The sequence below is a fragment of the Streptomyces sp. NPDC002018 genome (genome assembly GCF_042890865.1).
Taxonomy (GTDB): Bacteria; Actinomycetota; Actinomycetes; order Streptomycetales; family Streptomycetaceae; genus Streptomyces.
Genome location: NZ_JBIASO010000009.1, coordinates 133,254 through 154,216, shown reverse-complemented (window position 1 = coordinate 154,216; position 20,963 = coordinate 133,254). Strand labels below are relative to the sequence as shown.

Here is a 20,963-nt window from a genome sequence, read left to right as displayed (position 1 = left end):
CGTGGGCGCGCCGGACGGGCACGGACCGGGCGGGCGGCGCCGCCCGCCCGGTCCGTGGCCGTTCAGCCGAGACGCAGTACTCCGGGAGCCTCCTCCTCAATGAGCTGGACCAGCTCGTCGAAGACGGTGGGGCCCCGGCCGGCCAGGACGTCGTCCAACTCCGCCTGGATGGCGGCCTTGTTGTCCGGGTGCGCGCGCTCCAGCCGCCGCTGGAGCGTGCGTACGGTCTCCTCCTGGCCGAGTGCCCGGCGCGAGAGGTCGTGCCGGCGCCATTCGATGACGAAGTCGCCGTCGTCCGGCGTTCCGCACCCGCCGCGCAGACAGTCCGCGAGCGCGTCGAGATTGCGCCCGAAGTATCCGCCGGGCCCGTTCACCGCCGCCCCGATCACCTGCCAGAAGCGGTCGAGGTCGGTGACCTCCGCCCCGTCGATCACATATGTCACCGTCATGGGACGGAGGTTACCTTCCGGTCAGCAGCCGTAGTTGACGAGCGAGAACGAGGCGTAGTGGTTGGAGGTGTAGTAGTCCTCGTTGTTCCTGTTGCCCGTGACGATACGGCGCGCGCCGCGGTCGGAGGAGCCGGGAGTCTTGACGGTGTACTCGTGGTAGTAGCCGTTGGACTGGCTCGGCAGGATGCCTTCCCTGTTCTGGAAGACGCCGCCGTCCTGCCGGTACGGGAAGGGCCCGCCCGCGTCGATGAGACGGAGGGTGTCATGGGCCTGAACGGGCAGCCGGGAGTAGCAGATGCTGCCGACGGCGGCGGGGGCCGCGGTCGCGGTGGCGGTGACTCCGCCGACGAGGAGCGTGGACGCCAGGGCGGCGACACCACCGAGGGTGGCGATACGTGGGGGAATTCGCATGGCCTCATGATGACGCGCGTAGACCTGTACACGTCAATCCCAACGCCCGTGAATTTCCGCGAAGTTAACCCTGTGCACCGGTCCGGCCGCTCGCCGTACACCCCCCGGCAGGGCCGTCCGCGCCCCGGCCGGGGGACTCGGAACGCGGCAACGCCCGTGCCCGGCCACGCTTTTCGCGAGGCCGGGCACGGGCGTCGGTGCTGATGGGGTGCCGGTGCCGGTCGGGAGCGGGGCCGGTCAGGCCGCCGTGCGGCGGCCGCCCTCGGCGCCCCGGCCCGGACGGCCGCGGCGGCCACGGCTGCCGCGCGCGGCGCCGCCGAGGCGTGCCGCGCCACCGCCCGTGCCGGCGCCGGTCCGTGCCGGCCGGGAGGTGCGTGTCTTCTGCTTCGCCTGGACGACGGGCTGCGGCACCTCGATGGTGACGGCCACCCCGGAGGGCTCCCGCGCACCCGTGAGCCGCGCCAGCTCCTCGTCCGTCGACTTGATCCGCGCCGACCTGGGGGCGATCCCCGCGTCGGACATCAGCCGGGTCATCTCCCGCCGCTGCTCGGGCAGCACCAGCGTCACCACACTGCCGGACTCCCCCGCCCTGGCGGTGCGCCCGCCCCGGTGGAGATAGTCCTTGTGGTCGACGGGCGGGTCGACGTTCACGACCAGGTCGAGATCGTCCACATGGATACCGCGCGCCGCGACATTGGTCGCGACGAGACAGGTGACCAGACCGTTCTTGAACTGTTCGAGCGTCCGGTTGCGCTGCGGCTGGGAACGGCCGCCGTGCAGTCCCGAGGCCCGTACACCGCTCGCCAGCAGCCGCTTGACCAGCCGGTCCACGGACCGCTTGGTGTCGAGGAAGAGCAGTACCCGTCCGTCACGCGCGGCGATCCGCGTCGTGATCTCCTTCTTGTCCGTCTCGTCCAGGACATAGAGGACATGGTGTTCCATCGTGGTGACCGCGCCCTGGGACGGGTCGACCGAGTGGACCACGGGGTCCGTCAGGTACTGGCGTACGAGCCGGTCGATATTGCGGTCGAGGGTGGCCGAGAACAGCATCCGCTGCCCGTCCGGCTCGACCTGCTTGAGCAGCGCCGTGACCTGCGGCATGAAGCCCATGTCGGCCATCTGGTCGGCCTCGTCGAGCACGGTGATCGCGACCTGGTCGAGCCGGCAGTCGCCACGCTCGATGAGGTCCTTGAGCCGTCCCGGCGTGGCGACCAGCACCTCGGCGCCACGCCGCAGCGCGCCCGCCTGCTTGCCGATCGAGAGCCCGCCGACGACCGTGGTCAGCTTCAGATTGACGGCGGTCGCGTACGGGGTGAGCGCGTCCGTCACCTGCTGCGCCAGCTCACGCGTGGGTACGAGCACCAGCGCGAGAGGAGCGCGCGGCTCGGCGCGCCGGCCCGCGATACGGGCGAGCAGCGCGAGGCCGAAGGCGAGGGTCTTGCCGGAGCCGGTGCGCCCCCGGCCGAGGATGTCCCGTCCCGCGAGGGAGTTCGGCAGCGTCGCGCCCTGAATGGGGAACGGCTGGGTCACCCCCTGTGCGGTCAGGGTCTTGAGCAGGCCCGCGGGCATGTCCAGCTCGTCGAACGCCTCGACGGCCGGCAGCGCGGGGGTGATGGTTTCCGGCAGCGTGAATTCCTGCGGACGGGCGGCGGCGCGCCGGGCGGGTGCCTTGGCCGTGCCTTTCGCGGGTCCCTTGGCGCGGGAGTTCACCGGGCGCTTGCCGGCGGGGCGGGCGGCACGCTCGTGCCGCTCGGATCGAGTCATTCGGAAAAGCCTTCCTGGGCCTGAGGACAGCGCGAGCCGGGGCCCGCACCTGCGTGGTGCGGGCCCCGGCTGCGAGGTACGCGTCCGGAAATTAGGCCGGGACGATGTTCTCCGCCTGCGGGCCCTTCTGGCCCTGCGTGACGTCGAACGAGACCTTCTGGCCCTCCTGGAGCTCACGGAAGCCCTGGGTGGCGATGTTCGAGTAGTGGGCGAAGACGTCGGCGCCGCCGCCGTCCTGCTCGATGAAGCCGAAGCCCTTTTCCGAGTTGAACCACTTCACGGTGCCAGTAGCCATGTCATTCTCCTAAAACAGGTGCAGAGCCGGAAATCCGCACTTCACGGATTCCTCGTCGCCGCATTGAGCCCCATCCGGAGAAGCCGGCAAAAACAATAATGCGCCTGAGGAACATTCCCGTCAGGCGCACATAAAGTTCATGGGTACCAAAACTGCAACGCGCTCAGCCTAGCACGCTCCGGCGCCGGACACCGATCAGGTGCCCTCCTCGCGCGGCGGCCCGTCGCCGTTCCCCCGCCGTACGGTGCGCGGGGGCCGCCCGGGGTGCCAGATCCGTACGACCAGCTCCTCGCCCTCGACCGCGGTCCTGACGGCCTCGGAGAGTTCCAGGCGGAAGAGGTGGAACGGCCGCGGCGCGCCGGTCCGCTCCGCGAAGCGCGCGACCAGGCTCCCGTCGGTGACCGCCACGGCCCGCCCGCCGATCCTGGCGTCCCCGTCGGCCGTCCCGCCGGCCGTCCCGTCGCCCGCGCCCGGATTCGCCTGCACGGCGCACCGGGGGTCGCGCAGCAGATCCCGCGCCTTGAGGGAATTCGGCATCATGCCGAGCCACAACTCCCCGGAGAGAAAGGTTACTTCGAGCCCCGACAACCGCGGGGAGCCGTCCTTGCGGAGGGTGGCGAGGACATGGTGGCGATACGTCTGGAACCGCCGTCGCACGATCCCGGCGAAGTCGGGCTCCGCGGACTCGAAATCCGCCCAGGTGAAAGTCATGGCACCAGCCAACCGCCCATACCCGACATCTTCTGTCCGGAATGACCGGCGATTTCTCACGGGACCGGCCGGGGACGAGACCGCCGCGCCCGGCAGGCGGCGCCCGTCGACCGCCGCCCGGTGCCGCGTGCCACGGCGCCTGCCATCGGTCCGGTCGGGGACAGGGGGCAGGCGCCGCGCCTTGCGGGTCGGTCCGGGAGACGCTCCCCGGGCCGACACCGCCCGTACGCCGTTGTACGGGAGTCTTCTGGGAGGGACGGATCAGGCGGGACCGGGGCGGACCGCGCGGCAGGCGGACCACACTGGGCGGACCGCGGACCGCGGACCGCGCGTCAGACGGTCAGCGCGCGGTCCGTCGGGCGGATCGGGGCGGGCAGTTCGCTGGCGCCGGTGAGATGGCGGTCCACCCCGCGCGCCGCCGAGCGGCCCTCGGCGATGGCCCAGACGATCAGCGACTGGCCGCGGCCCGCGTCACCGGCGACATACACACCGGGGACATTGGTCGCGAAGTCCGCGTCCCGCGCGATGTTGCCGCGCTCGTCCAGCTCCAGACCGAACTGCTCGACCAGCCCGTTCGCCTGGTCCGTACCGGTGAAGCCCATCGCGAGCGTGACGAGCTGGGCCGGGATCTTCCGGTGCGTACCGGGCTTCTGCGCCGGCTTGCCGTCCTTGAACTCCACCTCGACGAGGTGCAGGAACTGGACGTTGCCGTCCTCGTCGCCCTCGAAGTGGGTGGTGGAGACGGAGTAGACCCGCTCGCCGCCCTCCTCGTGCGCGGAGGTCACCTTGTAGAGCATCGGGAACGTCGGCCACGGCTGGTGCGGGGCGCGCTCGTCGCCGGGCCTCGGCATGATCTCCAGCTGGGTGACGGAGGCGGCGCCCTGGCGGTGGGCCGTACCGACACAGTCCGCGCCGGTGTCGCCGCCGCCGATGACCACGACATGCTTGCCCTCGGCGGTGATCGGGGCGACCGTCAGATCGCCCTCCTGCACCTTGTTGGCGAGCGGCAGGTACTCCATCGCGAAGTGGATGCCCTTCAGCTCACGGCCGGGTACGGGCAGATCGCGCGAGACGGTGGCTCCGGCGGCGATGACCACGGCGTCGTAGCGCTTGCGCAGCTTCGCCGCGTCGATGTCCCGGCCGACCTCGACCTCGGTGCGGAACTTGGTGCCCTCCGCGCGCATCTGCTCGATGCGCCGGTTGATGTGCACCTTCTCCATCTTGAACTCGGGGATGCCGTACCGCAGGAGCCCGCCGATCCGGTCCGCGCGCTCGTACACCGCGACGGTGTGTCCCGCGCGGGTGAGCTGCTGGGCGGCGGCCAGTCCGGCCGGGCCCGAGCCGATCACGGCGACGGTCTTGCCGGAGAGCCGCTCGGGCGGCTGCGGGGTGACATCGCCGCTGTCCCACGCCTTGTCGATGATCGAGACCTCGACGTTCTTGATGGTGACGGCGGGCTGGTTGATCGCCAGCACACACGCCGACTCGCAGGGCGCGGGACAGAGCCGCCCGGTGAACTCCGGGAAGTTGTTGGTGGCGTGCAGCCGCTCGCTCGCCGCCGTCCAGTCCTCGCGGTAGGCGTAGTCGTTCCACTCGGGGATCAGATTCCCCAGCGGACAGCCGTTGTGGCAGAACGGGATGCCGCAGTCCATGCAGCGGCCCGCCTGCTTGCTGATGATCGGGAGCAGCGCGCCCGGGACGTAGACCTCTTTCCAGTCCTTGACGCGGTCCTCGACGGGGCGGGTCTCGGCGACCTCGCGCCCGGTGGTGAGAAAGCCCTTCGGGTCAGCCATGGGTCGCCGCCTCCATCATCTTCTCGGTGGTCTCGGTCTCCGAGAGACCGGCCAGCTCGGCGGCGTCCTTGGCGGCGAGCACTGCCTTGTAGGTGGTCGGGATGATCTTGCTGAAGCGGTCCACCGCGGTGTCCCACTCGGCCAGCAGTTTCCCGGCGACGGTGGAGCCCGTCTCCTCCTGGTGGCGGCGCACCACATCGTGCAGCCACTGCTTGTCGGTGTCGTCGAGCGGTCCCACGGCGGGGAGGTTCCCGGCGTTGACGTTGTCCGGGTCGAGGTCGACGACGTACGCGACACCGCCGGACATGCCGGCCGCGAAGTTGCGTCCCGTCTCCCCGAGGACGACGGCGTGGCCGCCGGTCATGTATTCGCAGCCGTGGTCCCCCACGCCCTCGGAGACCACCGTGGCGCCGGAGTTGCGGACGCAGAAGCGCTCGCCGGTGCGGCCGCGCAGGAACAGTTCGCCGGCGGTCGCGCCGTAGGCGATGGTGTTGCCCGCGATGGTGGAGTACTCGGCGAGATGGTCGGCGCCGCGGTCGGGGCGGACCACGACCCGGCCGCCGGACAGACCCTTGCCGACGTAGTCGTTGGCGTCGCCCTCCAGGCGCAGGGTCACCCCGCGCGGCAGGAACGCGCCGAAGGACTGTCCGGCCGAGCCGGTGAAGGTGATGTCGATGGTGTCGTCGGGCAGGCCCGCGCCGCCGAACTTCCTGGTCACCTGGTGGCCGAGCATGGTGCCCACGGTCCGGTTGATGTTCCGGATGCCGATCTGGGCGCGTACGGGCTGGGCGGTCTCGGCGCTGTCCGCGTTCAGCGCGTCGGCGGCGAGCTTGATCAGCTCGTTGTCGAGGGCCTTCTCCAGTCCGTGGTCCTGCTCGACCGTACGGTGGCGTACGGCGTTCCCGGGCAGTACCGGTACATGGAAGAGCGGCTTGAGGTCGAGGCCCTGGGCCTTCCAGTGGTTCACGGCGCGCTCGGTGTCGAGCAGCTCGGCGTGGCCGACGGCCTCTTCGAGGGTACGGAAGCCCAGCTCGGCCAGGATCTCCCGGACCTCCTCGGCGATGAACTCGAAGAAGTTGACGACGTACTCGGCCTTGCCGGAGAACCGCTCGCGCAGCACCGGGTTCTGGGTGGCGATCCCGACCGGGCAGGTGTCGAGGTGGCAGACGCGCATCATGACGCAGCCGGAGACGACGAGCGGCGCGGTCGCGAAGCCGAACTCCTCGGCGCCGAGCAGCGCGGCGATGACGACATCGCGGCCGGTCTTGAGCTGTCCGTCGGTCTGGACGACGATCCGGTCGCGCAGCCCGTTGAGCAGCAGGGTCTGCTGGGTCTCGGCGAGGCCCAGCTCCCAGGGGCCGCCCGCGTGCTTGAGCGAGGTGAGCGGGGAGGCTCCCGTACCGCCGTCGTGGCCGGAGATCAGCACGACGTCGGCGTGGGCCTTGGAGACGCCCGCGGCGACCGTGCCGACACCGACCTCGGAGACCAGCTTCACATGGATACGGGCCTGCGGGTTGGCGTTCTTGAGGTCGTGGATGAGCTGGGCGAGGTCCTCGATGGAGTAGATGTCGTGGTGCGGCGGCGGGGAGATCAGTCCGACCCCGGGGGTGGAGTGCCGGGTCTTGGCGACCCACGGGTAGACCTTGTGGCCGGGGAGCTGGCCGCCCTCGCCGGGCTTGGCGCCCTGCGCCATCTTGATCTGGATGTCGTCCGCGTTGACCAGGTACTCGCTGGTGACGCCGAAGCGTCCGGAGGCGACCTGCTTGATGGAGGAGCGGCGCGCGGGGTCGTAGAGCCGGTCCGCGTCCTCGCCGCCCTCGCCGGTGTTCGACTTGCCGCCGAGCTGGTTCATGGCGATGGCGAGCGTCTCGTGCGCCTCGCGCGAGATGGAGCCGTACGACATGGCGCCGGTGGAGAAGCGCTTGACGATCTCGGAGACCGGCTCGACCTCGTCGAGGGGGACGGGGCCGCGGTCCGGCGCGAAGCCGAACAGACCGCGCAGCGTCATCAGCCGCTCGGACTGCTCGTTCACCCGGTCGGTGTACTTCTTGAAGATGTCATAGCGGCGCGAGCGCGTGGCGTGCTGGAGGCGGAAGACCGTCTCGGGGTCGAAGAGATGCGGCTCGCCCTCGCGGCGCCACTGGTACTCGCCGCCGATCTCCAGCTTGCGGTGGCTGGCGGAGATCCCGGAGGCCGGGTAGCCCTTGGCGTGGCGGGCGGCGACCTCCTGGGCGACGACATCGAGACCGGCACCGCCGATCTTGGTGGCGGTGCCGTTGAAGTACTTGTCGACGAAGGCCTGGTCGAGGCCGACGGCCTCGAAGACCTGTGCGCCGCGGTAGGAGGCGACCGTCGAGATGCCCATCTTGGACATCACCTTGAGGACGCCCTTGCCCAGGGCGTGGATCAGATTGCGGATGGCCTGCTCGGGCGCGAGTCCCTCGATGAACGTACCGGCGCGGACGAGGTCCTCGACGGACTCCATGGCGAGATACGGGTTGACCGCGGCGGCTCCGTACCCGATGAGCAGCGCGACATGGTGCACCTCGCGGACGTCGCCGGCCTCGACCAGCAGCCCCACCTGGGTGCGCTGCTTGGTGCGGATGAGGTGGTGGTGCACGGCGGCGGTGAGCAGCAGCGAGGGGATCGGGGCGTGCTCGGCGTCGGAGTGCCGGTCGGAGAGCACGATGATCCGGGCGCCGCTCTCCAGGGCGGCGTCGGTCTCGGCGCAGATCTCCTCGATCCGGGCGGCGAGGGCCTCTCCGCCGCCGCCGACCCGGTAGAGACCGGAGAGCGTCGCGGCCTTCATGCCCGGCATGTCGCCGTCCGCGTTTATGTGGACGAGCTTGGCCAGCTCGTCGTTGTCGATCACAGGAAAGGGCAGGGTGACACTGCGACAGGACGCGGCGGCCGGCTCCAGCAGATTGCCCTGGGGGCCGAGCGAGGAGCGCAGCGAGGTGACCAGTTCCTCGCGGATGGCGTCCAGCGGCGGGTTGGTGACCTGCGCGAAGAGCTGGGTGAAGTAGTCGAAGAGCAGCCGGGGGCGGGCGGAGAGCGCGGCGATCGGCGAGTCGGTGCCCATGGAGCCGATCGGCTCCGCACCGGTCCGTGCCATCGGCGCGAGCAGGACGCGCAGCTCCTCCTCGGTGTACCCGAAGGTCTGCTGGCGGCGGGTGACCGAGGCGTGGGTGTGCACGATGTGCTCGCGCTCGGGGAGGTCCTCCAGCTCGATCTCGCCGGCCTCCAGCCAGTCCTGGTACGGCTTCTCGGCGGCGAGGTCCGCCTTGATCTCGTCGTCCTCGATGATGCGGTGCTCGGCGGTGTCGACGAGGAACATCCGGCCGGGCTGGAGCCTGCCCTTGCGGACGACCTTGGCGGGGTCGATGTCGAGGACGCCGACCTCGGAGGAGAGGACGACGAGGCCGTCGTCGGTCACCCAGTAGCGGCCGGGGCGCAGACCGTTGCGGTCGAGGACCGCGCCGACCTGGGTGCCGTCGGTGAAGGTGACACAGGCCGGGCCGTCCCAGGGCTCCATCATCGTGGCGTGGAACTGGTAGAAGGCGCGCCGGGCGGGGTCCATGGAGTCATGGTTCTCCCATGCCTCGGGGACCATCATCAGCACGGAGTGCGGCAGCGACCGGCCGCCGAGGTGGAGCAGTTCGAGGACCTCGTCGAAGGTCGCGGAGTCGGAGGCGTCCGGCGTGCAGACCGGGAAGATCCGCTCCAGCTTCTCGGGGCCGAAGAGGGCGGAACCGAGCTGGGACTCGCGGGCGCGCATCCAGTTGCGGTTGCCCTTGACCGTGTTGATCTCGCCGTTGTGGGCGACGAAGCGGTACGGGTGGGCCAGCGGCCAGCTCGGGAAGGTGTTGGTGGAGAACCGTGAGTGGACCAGCGAGATCGCGGTCGCGAAACGGCGGTCGGAGAGGTCGGGGAAGAACGGTTCGAGCTGCCCGGTGGTGAGCATCCCCTTGTAGACGATCGTCCGGGCGGAGAGGGACGGGAAGTAGACCCCGGCCTCGCGCTCGGCGCGCTTGCGCAGCAGGAACGCCTTGCGGTCGAGGGCGATGCCCGTGCTCGTGCCGTCCGCGACGAAGAGCTGGCGGAAGGCCGGCATCGTGGCGCGCGCGGTGGCGCCGAGCAGCTCGGGGGCGACGGGGACCTCGCGCCAGCCGAGGATGTCCAGGCCTTCCTCGAAGGCGATCGACTCGATGCGGGCGACGGCCTCGGTGGAGTCGGCGGCGGGCAGGAAGGCGATGCCCACGGCGTACGAGCCGGCGTCGGGCAGCGGGAAGCCGGCGACCTCGCGGAGGAAGGCGTCCGGGACCTGGAGGAGGATTCCGGCGCCGTCGCCGGAGTCGGGCTCGGATCCGGTGGCACCTCGGTGCTCCAGATTGCGCAGTACGGTCAGCGCCTGCTCCACCAGCGCATGGCTGGCAACACCGGTCAGGGTGGCCACGAACCCGACGCCACAGGCGTCGTGCTCGTTACGGGGGTCGTACATGCCCTGAGGGGCAGGGCGACCGTCCATGGGCGACCAGGCGTCGGAACGCATCGGCTCTCCCGTCGTCGTTATTTGGCATATGCGAGTACCGAGGGACGACGCTGGCCCTCCAAGAAATTTCACGCAGGTTACATGATGGGTGGCTTCTCGGGAAGCGGATGGCCCGTTCCATCATGTGGACACCGCCCATAGCGGTGGATGTGGGGAGCAGGCGGACAGATCGTCGTCCGCCCGGGATGGCGGAGCAGGCCTCATTGCCCGCGGCGCCTACGGCTCATGCCCGGTCATTAACGACTCGAAACCGCTGAGTAACGGCTCGCTGTGTGGCGCCTGGCGTAGTGTCTCATCCCCGTGCCGCGCGCACCCGGGGACGTACGTCACAGGGTGGGGGTTTTGTGCCCGTACCGCAAGGCCGGACGGGGGCTGGTGGGGGCCGTTCGGGGGCGGGTGCGCGCTCCCGGTGCCCCGGGGTGTTACGCGGACATGGCGCGCGGACGACGGGAACCCGCCCCGGCGGCGACGCGGAGGCGGGTCGGTCCGGTGTCGAGGCGAACGGCGGGCCGGGACAGCGGGAGCGGCCGGTGGGCCGGCGGGCCGGGGACGTGCCCGGCGAGGGCGGCCGGTGGGTCAGACCGCCGCGCCGAACAGGGCTCCGAGGCCATAGGTCATCGCCGCGGCCGCACCGCCGAGCACAAGCTGCCGCAGCCCGCTGTACCACCAGCTCCGCGCGGTCACCCGGGCCACCAGCGCGCCGCAGGCGAACAGCCCGGTCAGCGCCAGCGCCACCGCGGGCCACAGGGCCGTGGCGCCCAGCAGATACGGCAGTACGGGCAGCAGCGCGCCCAGCGCGAAGGAGCCGAACGACGACACGGCGGCCACCGTCGGCGAGGGCAGATCGTCGGGGTCGATCCCCAGCTCCTCGCGCGCGTGTATCTCCAGCGCCTGCTCGGGGTCCGCCGAGAGCTGCCGGGCCACCTCACGGGCGAGCGCGGGCTCGACGCCCCGCGTCTCGTAGAGCGCCGCCAGCTCCTCCATCTCGTCCGCCGGATGCTTGCGCAGCTCCCGGCGCTCCACGTCCAGCTCCGCCTGGACCAGCTCACGCTGGGAGGCGACCGAGGTGTACTCGCCCGCGGCCATCGAGAAGGCGCCGGCCGCGAGACCCGCGAGACCGGTGATCACGATCGTCTGCTGGGAGACCGCGCCCCCGGCGACACCGGTCATCAGCGCGAGGTTGGAGACCAGTCCGTCCATCGCGCCGAAGACCGCGGGACGCAGCCAGCCGCCGTTCACATCGCGGTGCGTGTGATTGTCGCGGTGCGCCTCGTGGAGCGTGGCCTCGGTCTCGATGATGGACATGCTTCTCCCCTTCCCGGAGACGGCCCCGGACTCCTGAGCGGACCGGTCCCGATCTCCCGACGCTTCGAAAATACGCACGGAAAAGCGCTCCCGCCAGCAAGGAAGGCCGTACTTACCAGGCATGACAGGCCATCGGCGCGACAGCCCGCCGCCCGTGTCACCCGGGTGACAGCGGCGTTTCCCGGACTCCCCGGGCGCCCGGCGTGGCACAGATCCAGGAACACCGGCTCGCGCGAAAGGGCCACACGATGGAGTCCGCCGCGAGCGATCCCGCCGCCCCTCCCTTCCCGCACGGGTACGACGAGCCCGAGGCCGACGGACACGGCCGTCCCGCCACCGGGAGCGCCGCCGGGAGCGCCGCCGGGAGATACAGCCGGTCCGCCCCGGTCGCGTACGGCCGGTCCGCCCCCGGCGGATACGGCAGGTCCGCCCCCGGTGGGAGGGACGCGCTCGCCGTACTCCGCGACCGGGGCCGCGGCGCCCTGCTGGGGCTGGCCGTCGGGGACGCGCTCGGCGCCCCGGCGGAGAACATGCGGCCCTCCGAGATCCGCCGCCGCTGGGGCCGTATCGAGGGTTTCGTGGCCGACAGCCCGGCGGGCACGGACGACACGGAGTACGCCATCTTCTCCGGGCTGCTGCTCGCCCGGCACGGCTCGGCGCTGACCGTCGCCCATGTCGAGCGGGCCTGGCACCGCTGGATCGCGGATCTGGACGAGGGGCCGTTCCGGGGAGCGGGCTTCAGCGAACGCGGCACGCTGGAGAATCTGCGGCGCGGACTCGCGGCCCCGATCACGGCCCAGCACCGTCATGCGTGGAGCGACGGTCTCGCGATGCGGGCGGCCCCCTTCGGCGTCTTCGCGGCGGGCCGCCCCCGGGAGGCGGCCCGGCTGGTCTCCGTGGACGGCAGCGTCAGCCATGACGGCGAGGGCATCTACGGCGGCCGTGCGGTGGCGGCGGGCGTCGCCGCGGCGATGACCGGCGCGGGACCGGACTCGGTGGTCGCGGCGGCGCTCTCCGTCGTCCCCATGGACTCCTGGACGGCCCGCACCCTGCGCCGGGGGGTCGTCGCCGCGCGCCGTGAGTACCCGGACACCCTCACCCTGGAGCGCGCGGTCCGCTCCTCGGTGGTGATCGGCGGCTACCCGTGGACCGATCTGGCCCCCGAGGCGGTGGGGCTGGCCTTCGGCGCGTTCGCCGCGGCCCGCGGCGACTTCCGCGCCTCCGTCCTGACCGCCGTCAACATGGGCCGTGACGCGGACACCACGGCGGCGGTGGCGGGCGCCCTGGCCGGTGCGGTGTCGGGTGCGCGCGCGATCCCGCCCGAGTGGTCCTCGGTCATCGGCCCCGCGCGCGGGAGCTGTCTGCCCTCGATGCGCGGCTACCACGTCCTGGACATCGCGGATCTGCTGACGCCGGACGAAGAAGACGAGGCTGAGGCCGAGGTCGAGGTCGAGGTGACCCCATGACCGGAGGCCCCATGACCGGAGGCGTCGTGGCCGGAGGCGTCGTGGCCGGAGGCGTCGTGGCCGGAGGCGTCGTGGCCGGAGGCGTCGTGGCCGGTGGTCCCATGGCCGGCGGCTCCATGACCGGGGGCGTCATGACCGGTGGCCCCGTGGCCCGTGACCTGATGACCGGTGGCCCCGTGGCCCCGGCGGCGGGGCCCCTGCCGCCGGTACGGGCAGGACGGGACGCCGGCCGGCCGGGACGGGCATGGGCGCGGGCGGCCCCGTCCGCCGGGGACGGGGCCGCCGGGGACCACGGCGGTGGACGGGACCCGCTGCGGCGGATCGAGGGGCTGCTGCTCGGACTGGCCGCCGGGGACGCCGCCGGATGGCCCGCCGCCCGGCACCGCGCCGCGCGGATGCCCGAGTGGACCCGGCGGCTCACCCGCGAACTGGACACCTTCGCCGAGCAGAACGCGACCACCACCCTCCCCGTCCCCATCGCGCTCAACCAGCCCCCCGAGCCGCTGCGGCTCGGCCCCTCCGACGACGCCGAATGGGCCGCCTTCGCCGCCGAGACCGTCCTCACCGCCGCCGGGGACCACTTCGGCGGTCTCGGCACCGACCGCCGGATGCGCGCCGCCGTCGATCTCTCCTGGAACTCCCTCGCGGGCGAGATCGCCGCCGCCGCCAACCGCGCCCCCGAGGTGGAGTCCGCCGTACCGCCCCTGCGGGCCCGGATCTCCGTACGCGCGGGCCTCGGCAATCTCGCCACCGGGCTGCGCCCGCCCGCCACCGGCCACGACAACCCGCACTTCTTCGACGACGCGGCCTGCGTACGGGCCGCCGTGCTCGCCGTCGTCCACCCCGGCGACCCGTCCGCCGCCGCCGATCTCGCCGAGTTCGACGCCCGGTACACCCAGGACGGCGACGGGGTGCACGGCGCCCGCGCCATGGCCGCCGCCGTCGCGAGCGCGCTCGGCGGCGCGGACACCGAGACGGCCGTGGACGCCGCTCTCGCCCAGCTGCCCGGGAGCACGGAGATCGGCCGCAACGCCCGGCACGCCCTCAAGCTGGCCCGTGACGTCGCCCAGGAGCCGGCGGGTGCCTTCGCGCTCGTACCGCTGCTGGAGCATCAGATCGTCGACCATGTCTACAGCTACGGCATCGCCGCCGCCGAGACCGTACCCGTGGCCCTCGCCCTCACCCTCGCCGCCCGCGGCCAGGTCACCGGCGCGGTGCCCTCCGCCGCCTGTCTCTCCCGGGTCGCCGACTCGGCCCCGGCCCTCGCCGGGGCGCTGACCGGCGCGCTCGGCGGCGGCGACACCGTACCCGCCACCTGGCGGGACGCCTGCCGCACCCTCGCGGGATGCGCCCTGCCCCGGCTCGCCAGAACCGATCTGGTGGAACTCGCCGGGCTGCTCACAGCCACGGAACTGACCGCTCCGGGTGGACAATTCCGGCATGACGACGCTGAGCACTCCCCCCGCACCGGCCCCGGACCCGAGCCCGGCGGCCACCGCGACCGGCTCGCCCGGCACCCGCGCCACCCCGGGTACGCCGACCGCGCGCACGGCGACGCGCACCCTCGCTGACCGGATCACCGGCTGTCTGATCGGCGCGGCCGTCGGTGACGCGCTCGGCGGCCCGGTCGAGGGGTACTCCCCCGAGCAGATCGTCGAACGCCACGGCGGCCGCGTCTGCGGCATCGTCGGCCCCTGGAACGAGGACTGGCGCACCGCCCGCCCCATCGCGCCGTACCACAAGGGCGACGGCCATGTCACCGACGACACCCTGATGACCCATGCGCTGGTCCGCGTCTACGAGAGCGTCCGCGACCATCTCGACGCGTACGCGGTCGCCGACCATCTCGTCCCCGATCTGATGACCACCCCCCGCTGGATCCCCGAGCTGGAGACCGAGGCACTGCTCCTCCAGCGGATCTTCCTCGCCGAGAAGTGGATGGTCGCCCGGCTGCACTACGGGCACGCCGACCCGCGCGAGGCGGGCACCGGAAACATCGTCAACTGCGGTGCGGCCATGTACATGGCTCCGGTGGGACTGGTCAACGCGGCGCACCCGGCCGCCGCCTACGCCGAGGCGATCGATGTCGCGGGCGCGCACCAGTCGTCGTACGGGCGGGAGGCGGCGGGGGTGTTCGCGGCGGCGGTCGCGGCCGCGTGTCTTCCGGACGCCACGCCCGCGACCGTCGTCGAGACCTGTCTCTCGCTCGCGAAGGACGGCACGCGCGCGGCGATCCGGGCGGTCCGCGATGTCGCCTCCCGGCACCGCGACCCGGAGTCCGCGCTGCGCGGCCTGCGGGAGGCCGTCGCCCCCTTCGACACGGTCGGCCCCCACTACCGGAATCCGTCGCTGGGCGCCCGCCGCCCCTCCCGGGTGCACTCCGTCGAGGAACTCCCCATCGCGCTGGGGATGCTGCTGATCGGCGGCGGCGACTACCACCGTACGGTGCTGGGCTCGGTCAACTACGGACGGGACTGCGACTCGATCGCCACGATGAGCGGCGCGCTCGCCGGGGCGCTGGGCGGCGAGTCCGCGATCCCGGCCGACTGGGCGCGGCGCGTGGCCGACGCGAGCCGGCTCGATCTGCACGCTCCGGCGCGGGCGCTGACGGAGGTGGCGTACGAGGTCTTCACCCGCGACACGGAACGCCGGCGCGCGCACGAGAGCGCGTTCGCCCGGATGACGGACGCCCGGCTGGTCGACGCCCCGCTCGACCCCGCCGACGCCACCGACGCCGCCGCGCACCACGCCCACCACGCGCGGACGCGGCCGGCGGCGGCGCGATGACCGGCCTCCGCGTGACCTGGGTGCAGCCCGAGGATCTGATCGGCCATGAACTGCGCCAGGCCTCGGAGGACGGCCGTGACGCGACGGCCGTCGCCCATCGCTGGCACACGGCGGGCGGCGCCCCGGCCCCGCCCCGCGCGGGCGCCTCCCCCGCCCCCGCGTCCCCCGGGCTGCGGACGCTGGCCGGGGAACTGCTGGACGAACTGGCGCGGCTCCCGTCGCCGCGGGAACGGTACGAGCCGACGGAACTCCCCGCGATCAGAGCGGCCTGTCCGGCCTGGCCCCCGGACCGTGACGCCTCGCCGCGCGGTGGTACCACCGTCGACCGTCTGCACGCCGCCTGGCTCGGCCGGGCCGCCGGCTGTCTGCTGGGGAAGCCGGTCGAGAAGCTGCCTCTCCGGGGCATCCGGGCCATCGCCCGCGCCACCGGCAACTGGCCGCTGCGCACCTGGTTCACCGCCGAGGGACTGCCCGGGGACATCGCCGCCGCGTACCCCTGGAACCGCCGTTCCGCGCCGACCTCGCTCGCCGAGAACATCGACGGCATGCCCGAGGACGACGATCTGAACTACCCGCTGCTCAATCTGCTGCTCCTGCGCCGTCACGGCCGGGACTTCACCACCGCGGACGTCGCCCGGCTCTGGCTGGACGAACTGCCCGCCGGACGGACGTTCACCGCCGAGCGCGTCGCGTACCGCAATCTGCTCTGCGGGATCGAGCCCCCGCACACCGCCCGGTACCGCAACCCGTTCCGGGAGTGGATCGGCGCGGCGATCCGGGCCGACGTGCACGGCTGGACGCACCCCGGCGACCCCGGCGCCGCCGCCGCGCAGGCCCACCGGGAGGCGACGCTCACCCACACCGCCAACGGCGTGTACGGCGCGATGTTCACCGCGGCCACCGTCGCCGCGGCGGCCGGAACCGGCTCCGCCGGGCCCCAGGACGTGCACGCCTGCCTCCGGGCCGGGCTGTCCGTCGTACCGCCCGGCTCCCGGCTCGCCGAGGCGGTCCGCCTCGGGATCACGGCCGCCCGCGTCCAGCCGGACTTCGCGGCGGTCGTCGATCTGCTGCACTCCGTCCACGGTCACCACCACTGGGTCCACTCCGTACCCAACGCCGCCCTGCTCGCCGCGGCGCTCACCCACGCCGACGGCGACTTCGCCGGCTCCATCTGCCGCGCCGTGTCGGGCGGCTGGGACACCGACTCGAACGGCGCCACGGCCGGATCCGTCGCCGGGCTCCTCGCCGGCCACCCGGCGCGGCTGCCCGAGCGGTGGACGGCCCCGCTCAAGAACCGTCTGACCACGTCCGTCGCCGGTTTCGACGGCACCGGCTTCGACACGCTCGCAGAACTCACCCACAGGGAGGCGCTCCGCCCATGACCGGCATCGTGGTGCTCGGCAGCACCAATATGGATCTCGTCGCGTATGTCGCGCGCGCCCCGAAGCTCGGGGAGACCGTCACCGGGCGGGAGTTCCGCACGGTCCCCGGCGGCAAGGGGGCCAACCAGGCGGTCGCCGCCGCCCGCGCGGGCGGCCGGGTGGCGATGATCGGCGCGGTCGGGGAGGACGAGTTCGGCGAACGGCTGCGGCACACGCTCACCGCCTCCGGCGTCGACACGGACCTGCTGCGCACCGCCGAGGGGCCGTCCGGGACCGCCCATGTCGTCGTCGACGACGAGGGTGGCAACGCGATCGTGGTGATCCCCGGCGCAAACGGCACGGTCACCCGTCTCGTCCCCGGCGACGAGACGGTCATCGCCGCCGCCGACGCCCTGCTCCTCCAGCTCGAACTGCCGCTGAGCGCGGTCCTGGCCGGGGCGGAGGCGGCCCGCCGCCACGGCGTACGGACCGTCCTCACCCCGGCCCCCGCCCAGCCCCTGCCGCCCGGCCTGCTCGCCACCGTCGATCTGCTGGTCCCCAACGAGCACGAGGCGGCGACCCTCACCGGGATCGCCGACGCCCATGCCTCGGCGCAGGCGCTGCTGCGGCAGGTCCCCGAGGTCGTGATCACCCTGGGCGCCGCGGGCAGCCTCCACGCGGCCAGGGACGCCGGGACCGTGCGCGTGCCCGCGCCCCGGGTCGAGGCCGTGGACACCACCGGTGCGGGCGACACCTTCGTGGGCGCCCTCGTCGTCGCGCTCGGCGAGGGCCGTCCCATGCCCGAGGCGATGCGCTGGGCCTCGGCCGCCGCCGCGCTCTGCGTCCAGCGCCCCGGGGCGTCCACCTCCATGCCGTACCGCACCGAGATCGAGGCCTGAATGACCGCGTCCGCCCCCACCCCCGCCCCGCACGCCCCCGGCGGTGCTCCCGCCCCTCTCGCCGGTCTGCGCGTACTCGATCTCGCGACGCTCTTCGCGGGTCCGCTCGCCGCCACCCTGCTCGGTGACTTCGGCGCGGACGTCATCAAGGTCGAGCACCCCACCCGTCCCGACCCCTCGCGCGGTCACGGCCCCGCCAAGGACGGGGTGGGCCTGTGGTGGAAGCTGCTCGGCCGCAACAAGCGCGCCATCACCCTGGACCTCTCCACCCCGGGCGGACGCGATCTGCTGCTCCGGCTCGCCGCCGACGCGGATGTGGTCATCGAGAACTTCCGGCCGGGCACCCTGGAGAAGTGGGGCCTCGGCTGGACCGAACTCTCCCTGGCCAACCCCCGTCTGGTGCTCACCCGGGTGACGGGCTTCGGGCAGTTCGGCCCGTACTCCCACCGCCCCGGATTCGGCACGCTCGCCGAGGCCATGAGCGGCTTCGCGGCCGTCACGGGCGAGCCGGACGGCCCGCCCACGCTGCCGCCCTTCGGCCTCGCCGACTCCATCGCCGCGCTGGCCACGGCGTACGCGGTGATGACCGCGCTCGGCGGCCGGGCCCTGACCGGCCGTGGCCAGGTGGTCGATCTGGCGATCATCGAGCCGATCCTGACCGTGCTCGGACCGCAGCCGCTCTGGTACGACCAGCTCGGCCTGGTCCAGCCCCGTACCGGCAACCGCTCCACCAACAACGCCCCGCGCAACACCTACCGTGCCTGCGACGGCTCCTGGCTCGCGGTCTCCACCTCGGCGCAGTCGGTCGCGGAGCGGGTGATGCGGCTGGTGGGCCGCCCCGAGCTGATCACCGAGCCCTGGTTCACCAGCGGGAGCGGCCGGGCGCGCCACGCGGACGTGCTGGACGAGGCGGTCGGCGGCTGGATCGCCCGGCACACCCGGGCCGAGGCGATGGCGGCGTTCGAGCGGGCCGAGGCGGCGATCGCGCCCGTGTACGACATCCGGGACGTGATGGACGATCCGCAGTACCGGGCGCTGGACAGCGTCACCGAGGTGCCCGACCCGGAGCTGGGGCCGCTGCGGATGCAGAACGTCATCTTCCGGCTCTCCGAGACCCCGGGCGCCATCCGCTGGGCGGGCCGCCCCCATGGCGCGGACACGGAAGCGGTCCTCGCCGAGCTGGGCCTCTCCGCGTCCGAGATCGACGCGCTCCGGGCGGACGGCGCGCTGTGACCATCCCGCTCACCTGGCTCTATGTCCCCGGGGACCGTCCGGAGGTGATGGCGAAGGCGCTGTCCTGCGGTGCGGATGTGGTGATCGTGGACCTGGAGGACGCGGTCGCTCCCGACCGCAAGGAGTACGCGCGCGCCGCCACCGCCGAGCTGCTGTCCTCGCCGCACCCCGTGCCGGTCCATGTCCGGATCGCCGACGAGCGCGACCTTCCGGCGCTCGCGGGCCTCCCTGGGCTGGCCGGGCTGCGGCTGCCGAAGGTGACCCGTGCCGCCGACATCCACCGCGCGGCGGCACGGGCGCCGGACATCGCGCTGTACGCCCTGCTCGAATCGGCGCTCGCCCTGGAGCACGCCCATGCCATCGCGGGCGCGCACCCGTCGATACGCGGCATCGCCCTGGGCGAGGCGGACCTCCGCGCCGATCTGGGGGTACGGGAGGACTCCGGCCTCGACTGGGCCCGCAGCCGGGCCGTGGTGGCGGCCCGCGCGGCGGGGCTGGCCCCGCCGGTCCAGTCGGTGTTCCCCGACGTCCTCGACACGGACGGCCTCGCGGCCTCCTGCCGCCATGGGCGGGCCCTGGGGCTGCTGGGCCGCGCGGCCATCCACCCCCGTCAGCTCCCGGTCATCGAGCGGGCCTATCTCCCCACACCGCAGGAGGTCGGGGAGGCCGAGGAGATCGTCGAGGCGGCGGCGGCCGACGCGGGCGCCCACGCGCTTCCGGACGGCCGGTTCGTCGACGCCGCGATCGTGGCGGCGGCCAGAAGGACCCTCTCCCTGACCCACCGGGGCCAGGCCGTGTTCTAGACCTGGCCGGCGGATCTTCGTTCCAGGCCTGGCCGGCGGATCTTCGTGGGCCCGGAACGCCGGAGCCGCCGGACCCCGTGGGTCCGGCGGCTCCTGGGTGATCCGTGCCGTCAGGCCTTCTCGGCCGGTTCTGCGGGTCCGGCCGTCGCGGTGTCCGGGACGGCGGCGGGATCCGTCTCCGGGCTCTTGTCCGCGCCGTCCGCGCTCCCGTCCGCGCTCTTGTCCGTGTCGGCCCCGTCGGCTCCGTCCTTCGGCGTCTTCTCGCCGCTCTCGCGCTCCGGCTCCACGATCTCCTCGCGGCCGGGCCGTACCCGCGCCGAGACGAGGAAGTAGACGACCGCCAGGACGAAGACGACGGCCGCCGTCCAGACGTTCAGCCGGACGCCGAGCACATGGTGCGCCTCGTCGACCCGCATGTACTCGATCCAGGCCCGGCCCGCGCAGTACGCCGCGACATAGAGGGCGAACACCCGGCCGTGTCCCAGCTTGAAGCGGCGGTCGGCCCAGACGATCAGCAGCGCGACACCGAGGCACCACAGCGACTCGTACAGGAACGTCGGGTGGTAGAGGCCCCCCTCGCGGTTCGTGCCCGCGGAGATCTCCAGCGCCCACGGCAGATCCGTCGGTTTTCCGTACAGCTCCTGGTTGAACCAGTTGCCCCAGCGCCCGATGGCCTGCGCGATGACGATCCCCGGCGCGATGGCGTCCGCGTACGCCGGCAGGGGGATGCCACGGCGGCGGCAGCCGATCCAGGCACCGACCGCGCCCAGCGCGATCGCACCCCAGATACCGAGGCCGCCCTCCCAGATCTTGAAGGCGTCGACCCAGTCCTCACCGTCGCTGAAGTACAGCTGGTAGTCGGTGATCACATGGTAGAGCCGCCCGCCGATCAGGCCGAAGGGCACCGCCCAGACGGCGATGTCGGCCACGGTGCCGGGTTTGCCGCCCCGGGCGACCCAGCGCTTGCCGCCGTACCAGACGGCGACGAAGACACCGATGATGATGCAGAACGCGTAGCCGCGCAGCGGAAGCGGTCCGAGATGGAGCACTCCGGTCGACGGGCTGGGAATGTAGGCAAGGTCCATGGCAGAACCGACCGTACAGTGCCGGGCGGGATCTGAGGCAACCCGCCCG

Annotated in this window: 16 protein-coding genes; 7 read left to right on the top strand and 9 right to left on the bottom strand. The window is 72.8% G+C overall.

Annotated features, from left to right (window positions below):
* Window positions 1-62: 62 nt before the first annotated feature.
* From ACFYYH_RS17200 to ACFYYH_RS17165, 8 genes are all read right to left on the bottom strand, one after another.
* Entirely contained in the window at window positions 63-449 is a 387-nt protein-coding gene (locus ACFYYH_RS17200) for a barstar family protein (RefSeq protein WP_388551408.1), read from the bottom strand.
* Window positions 450-470: 21 nt separating this feature from the next.
* Complete coding sequence (locus ACFYYH_RS17195) at window positions 471-860, bottom strand: ribonuclease domain-containing protein (RefSeq protein WP_388551406.1); 390 nt, start codon at window positions 858-860, stop codon at window positions 471-473.
* 237 nt (window positions 861-1,097) lie between these two features.
* Entirely contained in the window at window positions 1,098-2,624 is a 1,527-nt protein-coding gene (locus ACFYYH_RS17190; protein WP_388551404.1) for a DEAD/DEAH box helicase, read from the bottom strand.
* A 91-nt stretch (window positions 2,625-2,715) separates the two neighbouring features.
* Entirely contained in the window at window positions 2,716-2,919 is a 204-nt protein-coding gene (locus tag ACFYYH_RS17185) for a cold-shock protein (RefSeq protein ID WP_015607926.1), read from the bottom strand.
* Between the two features lie 195 nt (window positions 2,920-3,114).
* The gene (locus tag ACFYYH_RS17180) at window positions 3,115-3,630 is read right to left on the bottom strand and encodes a pyridoxamine 5'-phosphate oxidase family protein (RefSeq protein WP_388551402.1); all 516 of its coding nucleotides are present in this window, start codon (window positions 3,628-3,630) and stop codon (window positions 3,115-3,117) included.
* A 332-nt stretch (window positions 3,631-3,962) separates the two neighbouring features.
* Entirely contained in the window at window positions 3,963-5,423 is a 1,461-nt protein-coding gene (locus ACFYYH_RS17175) for a glutamate synthase subunit beta (RefSeq protein WP_388551400.1), read from the bottom strand.
* On the bottom strand, window positions 5,416-9,975 hold the full coding sequence (gene gltB, locus ACFYYH_RS17170; RefSeq protein WP_388551398.1) for a glutamate synthase large subunit: 4,560 nt from the start codon (window positions 9,973-9,975) through the stop codon (window positions 5,416-5,418). The genes ACFYYH_RS17175 and gltB overlap by 8 nt, the downstream gene beginning before the upstream one ends.
* A gap of 576 nt (window positions 9,976-10,551) precedes the next feature.
* Complete coding sequence (locus tag ACFYYH_RS17165; protein WP_388551396.1) at window positions 10,552-11,280, bottom strand: VIT1/CCC1 transporter family protein; 729 nt, start codon at window positions 11,278-11,280, stop codon at window positions 10,552-10,554.
* A 203-nt stretch (window positions 11,281-11,483) separates the two neighbouring features.
* Here ACFYYH_RS17165 and ACFYYH_RS17160 point away from each other — a divergent pair, with 203 nt between their 5' ends.
* The 7 genes from ACFYYH_RS17160 (at window position 11,484) to ACFYYH_RS17130 (ending at window position 19,829) form a co-directional block, all read left to right on the top strand.
* Window positions 11,484-12,746, top strand: a complete 1,263-nt coding sequence (locus ACFYYH_RS17160) for an ADP-ribosylglycohydrolase family protein (protein ID WP_388551394.1) — start codon at window positions 11,484-11,486, stop codon at window positions 12,744-12,746.
* A 161-nt stretch (window positions 12,747-12,907) separates the two neighbouring features.
* A complete protein-coding gene (locus ACFYYH_RS17155; RefSeq protein WP_388551693.1) occupies window positions 12,908-14,317 on the top strand; it encodes an ADP-ribosylglycohydrolase family protein in 1,410 nt (469 codons plus the stop codon).
* Between the two features lie 4 nt (window positions 14,318-14,321).
* Window positions 14,322-15,533 (top strand): ADP-ribosylglycohydrolase family protein, encoded by a 1,212-nt coding sequence (locus ACFYYH_RS17150; RefSeq protein ID WP_388551691.1) that lies wholly within the window; start codon window positions 14,322-14,324, stop codon window positions 15,531-15,533.
* Complete coding sequence (locus ACFYYH_RS17145; RefSeq protein WP_388551392.1) at window positions 15,530-16,915, top strand: ADP-ribosylglycohydrolase family protein; 1,386 nt, start codon at window positions 15,530-15,532, stop codon at window positions 16,913-16,915. Before ACFYYH_RS17150 ends, ACFYYH_RS17145 begins: the two co-directional genes overlap by 4 nt.
* On the top strand, window positions 16,912-17,793 hold the full coding sequence (rbsK, locus tag ACFYYH_RS17140) for a ribokinase (protein WP_388551390.1): 882 nt from the start codon (window positions 16,912-16,914) through the stop codon (window positions 17,791-17,793). Before ACFYYH_RS17145 ends, rbsK begins: the two co-directional genes overlap by 4 nt.
* Window positions 17,794-19,026: a CaiB/BaiF CoA transferase family protein gene (locus ACFYYH_RS17135; protein WP_388551388.1), complete on the top strand. Its 1,233-nt coding sequence runs from the start codon at window positions 17,794-17,796 to the stop codon at window positions 19,024-19,026.
* Window positions 19,023-19,829, top strand: a complete 807-nt coding sequence (locus ACFYYH_RS17130) for an HpcH/HpaI aldolase/citrate lyase family protein (RefSeq protein ID WP_388551386.1) — start codon at window positions 19,023-19,025, stop codon at window positions 19,827-19,829. The genes ACFYYH_RS17135 and ACFYYH_RS17130 overlap by 4 nt, the downstream gene beginning before the upstream one ends.
* A gap of 110 nt (window positions 19,830-19,939) precedes the next feature.
* On the opposite strand, the gene lgt is transcribed toward ACFYYH_RS17130, so the two are convergent.
* Window positions 19,940-20,914, bottom strand: a complete 975-nt coding sequence (gene lgt / locus ACFYYH_RS17125; RefSeq protein WP_388551385.1) for a prolipoprotein diacylglyceryl transferase — start codon at window positions 20,912-20,914, stop codon at window positions 19,940-19,942.
* Window positions 20,915-20,963 lie beyond the last annotated feature (49 nt).

Excerpts from the sequence above, each read along its gene's own strand:
- ACFYYH_RS17135 (WP_388551388.1), top strand. The coding sequence starts at position 17,794 with ATGACCGCGTCCGCCCCCACCCCCGCCCCGCACGCCCCCGGCGGTGCT.
- ACFYYH_RS17190 (WP_388551404.1), bottom strand. The coding sequence starts at position 2,624 with ATGACTCGATCCGAGCGGCACGAGCGTGCCGCCCGCCCCGCCGGCAAG.
- ACFYYH_RS17155 (WP_388551693.1), top strand. The coding sequence starts at position 12,908 with ATGACCGGTGGCCCCGTGGCCCCGGCGGCGGGGCCCCTGCCGCCGGTA.
- ACFYYH_RS17185 (WP_015607926.1), bottom strand. The coding sequence starts at position 2,919 with ATGGCTACTGGCACCGTGAAGTGGTTCAACTCGGAAAAGGGCTTCGGC.
- ACFYYH_RS17175 (WP_388551400.1), bottom strand. The coding sequence starts at position 5,423 with ATGGCTGACCCGAAGGGCTTTCTCACCACCGGGCGCGAGGTCGCCGAG.
- ACFYYH_RS17200 (WP_388551408.1), bottom strand. The coding sequence starts at position 449 with ATGACGGTGACATATGTGATCGACGGGGCGGAGGTCACCGACCTCGAC.
- ACFYYH_RS17145 (WP_388551392.1), top strand. The coding sequence starts at position 15,530 with ATGACCGGCCTCCGCGTGACCTGGGTGCAGCCCGAGGATCTGATCGGC.
- ACFYYH_RS17180 (WP_388551402.1), bottom strand. The coding sequence starts at position 3,630 with ATGACTTTCACCTGGGCGGATTTCGAGTCCGCGGAGCCCGACTTCGCC.
- lgt (WP_388551385.1), bottom strand. The coding sequence starts at position 20,914 with ATGGACCTTGCCTACATTCCCAGCCCGTCGACCGGAGTGCTCCATCTC.
- gltB (WP_388551398.1), bottom strand. The coding sequence starts at position 9,975 with ATGCGTTCCGACGCCTGGTCGCCCATGGACGGTCGCCCTGCCCCTCAG.
- ACFYYH_RS17165 (WP_388551396.1), bottom strand. The coding sequence starts at position 11,280 with ATGTCCATCATCGAGACCGAGGCCACGCTCCACGAGGCGCACCGCGAC.
- rbsK (WP_388551390.1), top strand. The coding sequence starts at position 16,912 with ATGACCGGCATCGTGGTGCTCGGCAGCACCAATATGGATCTCGTCGCG.
- ACFYYH_RS17195 (WP_388551406.1), bottom strand. The coding sequence starts at position 860 with ATGCGAATTCCCCCACGTATCGCCACCCTCGGTGGTGTCGCCGCCCTG.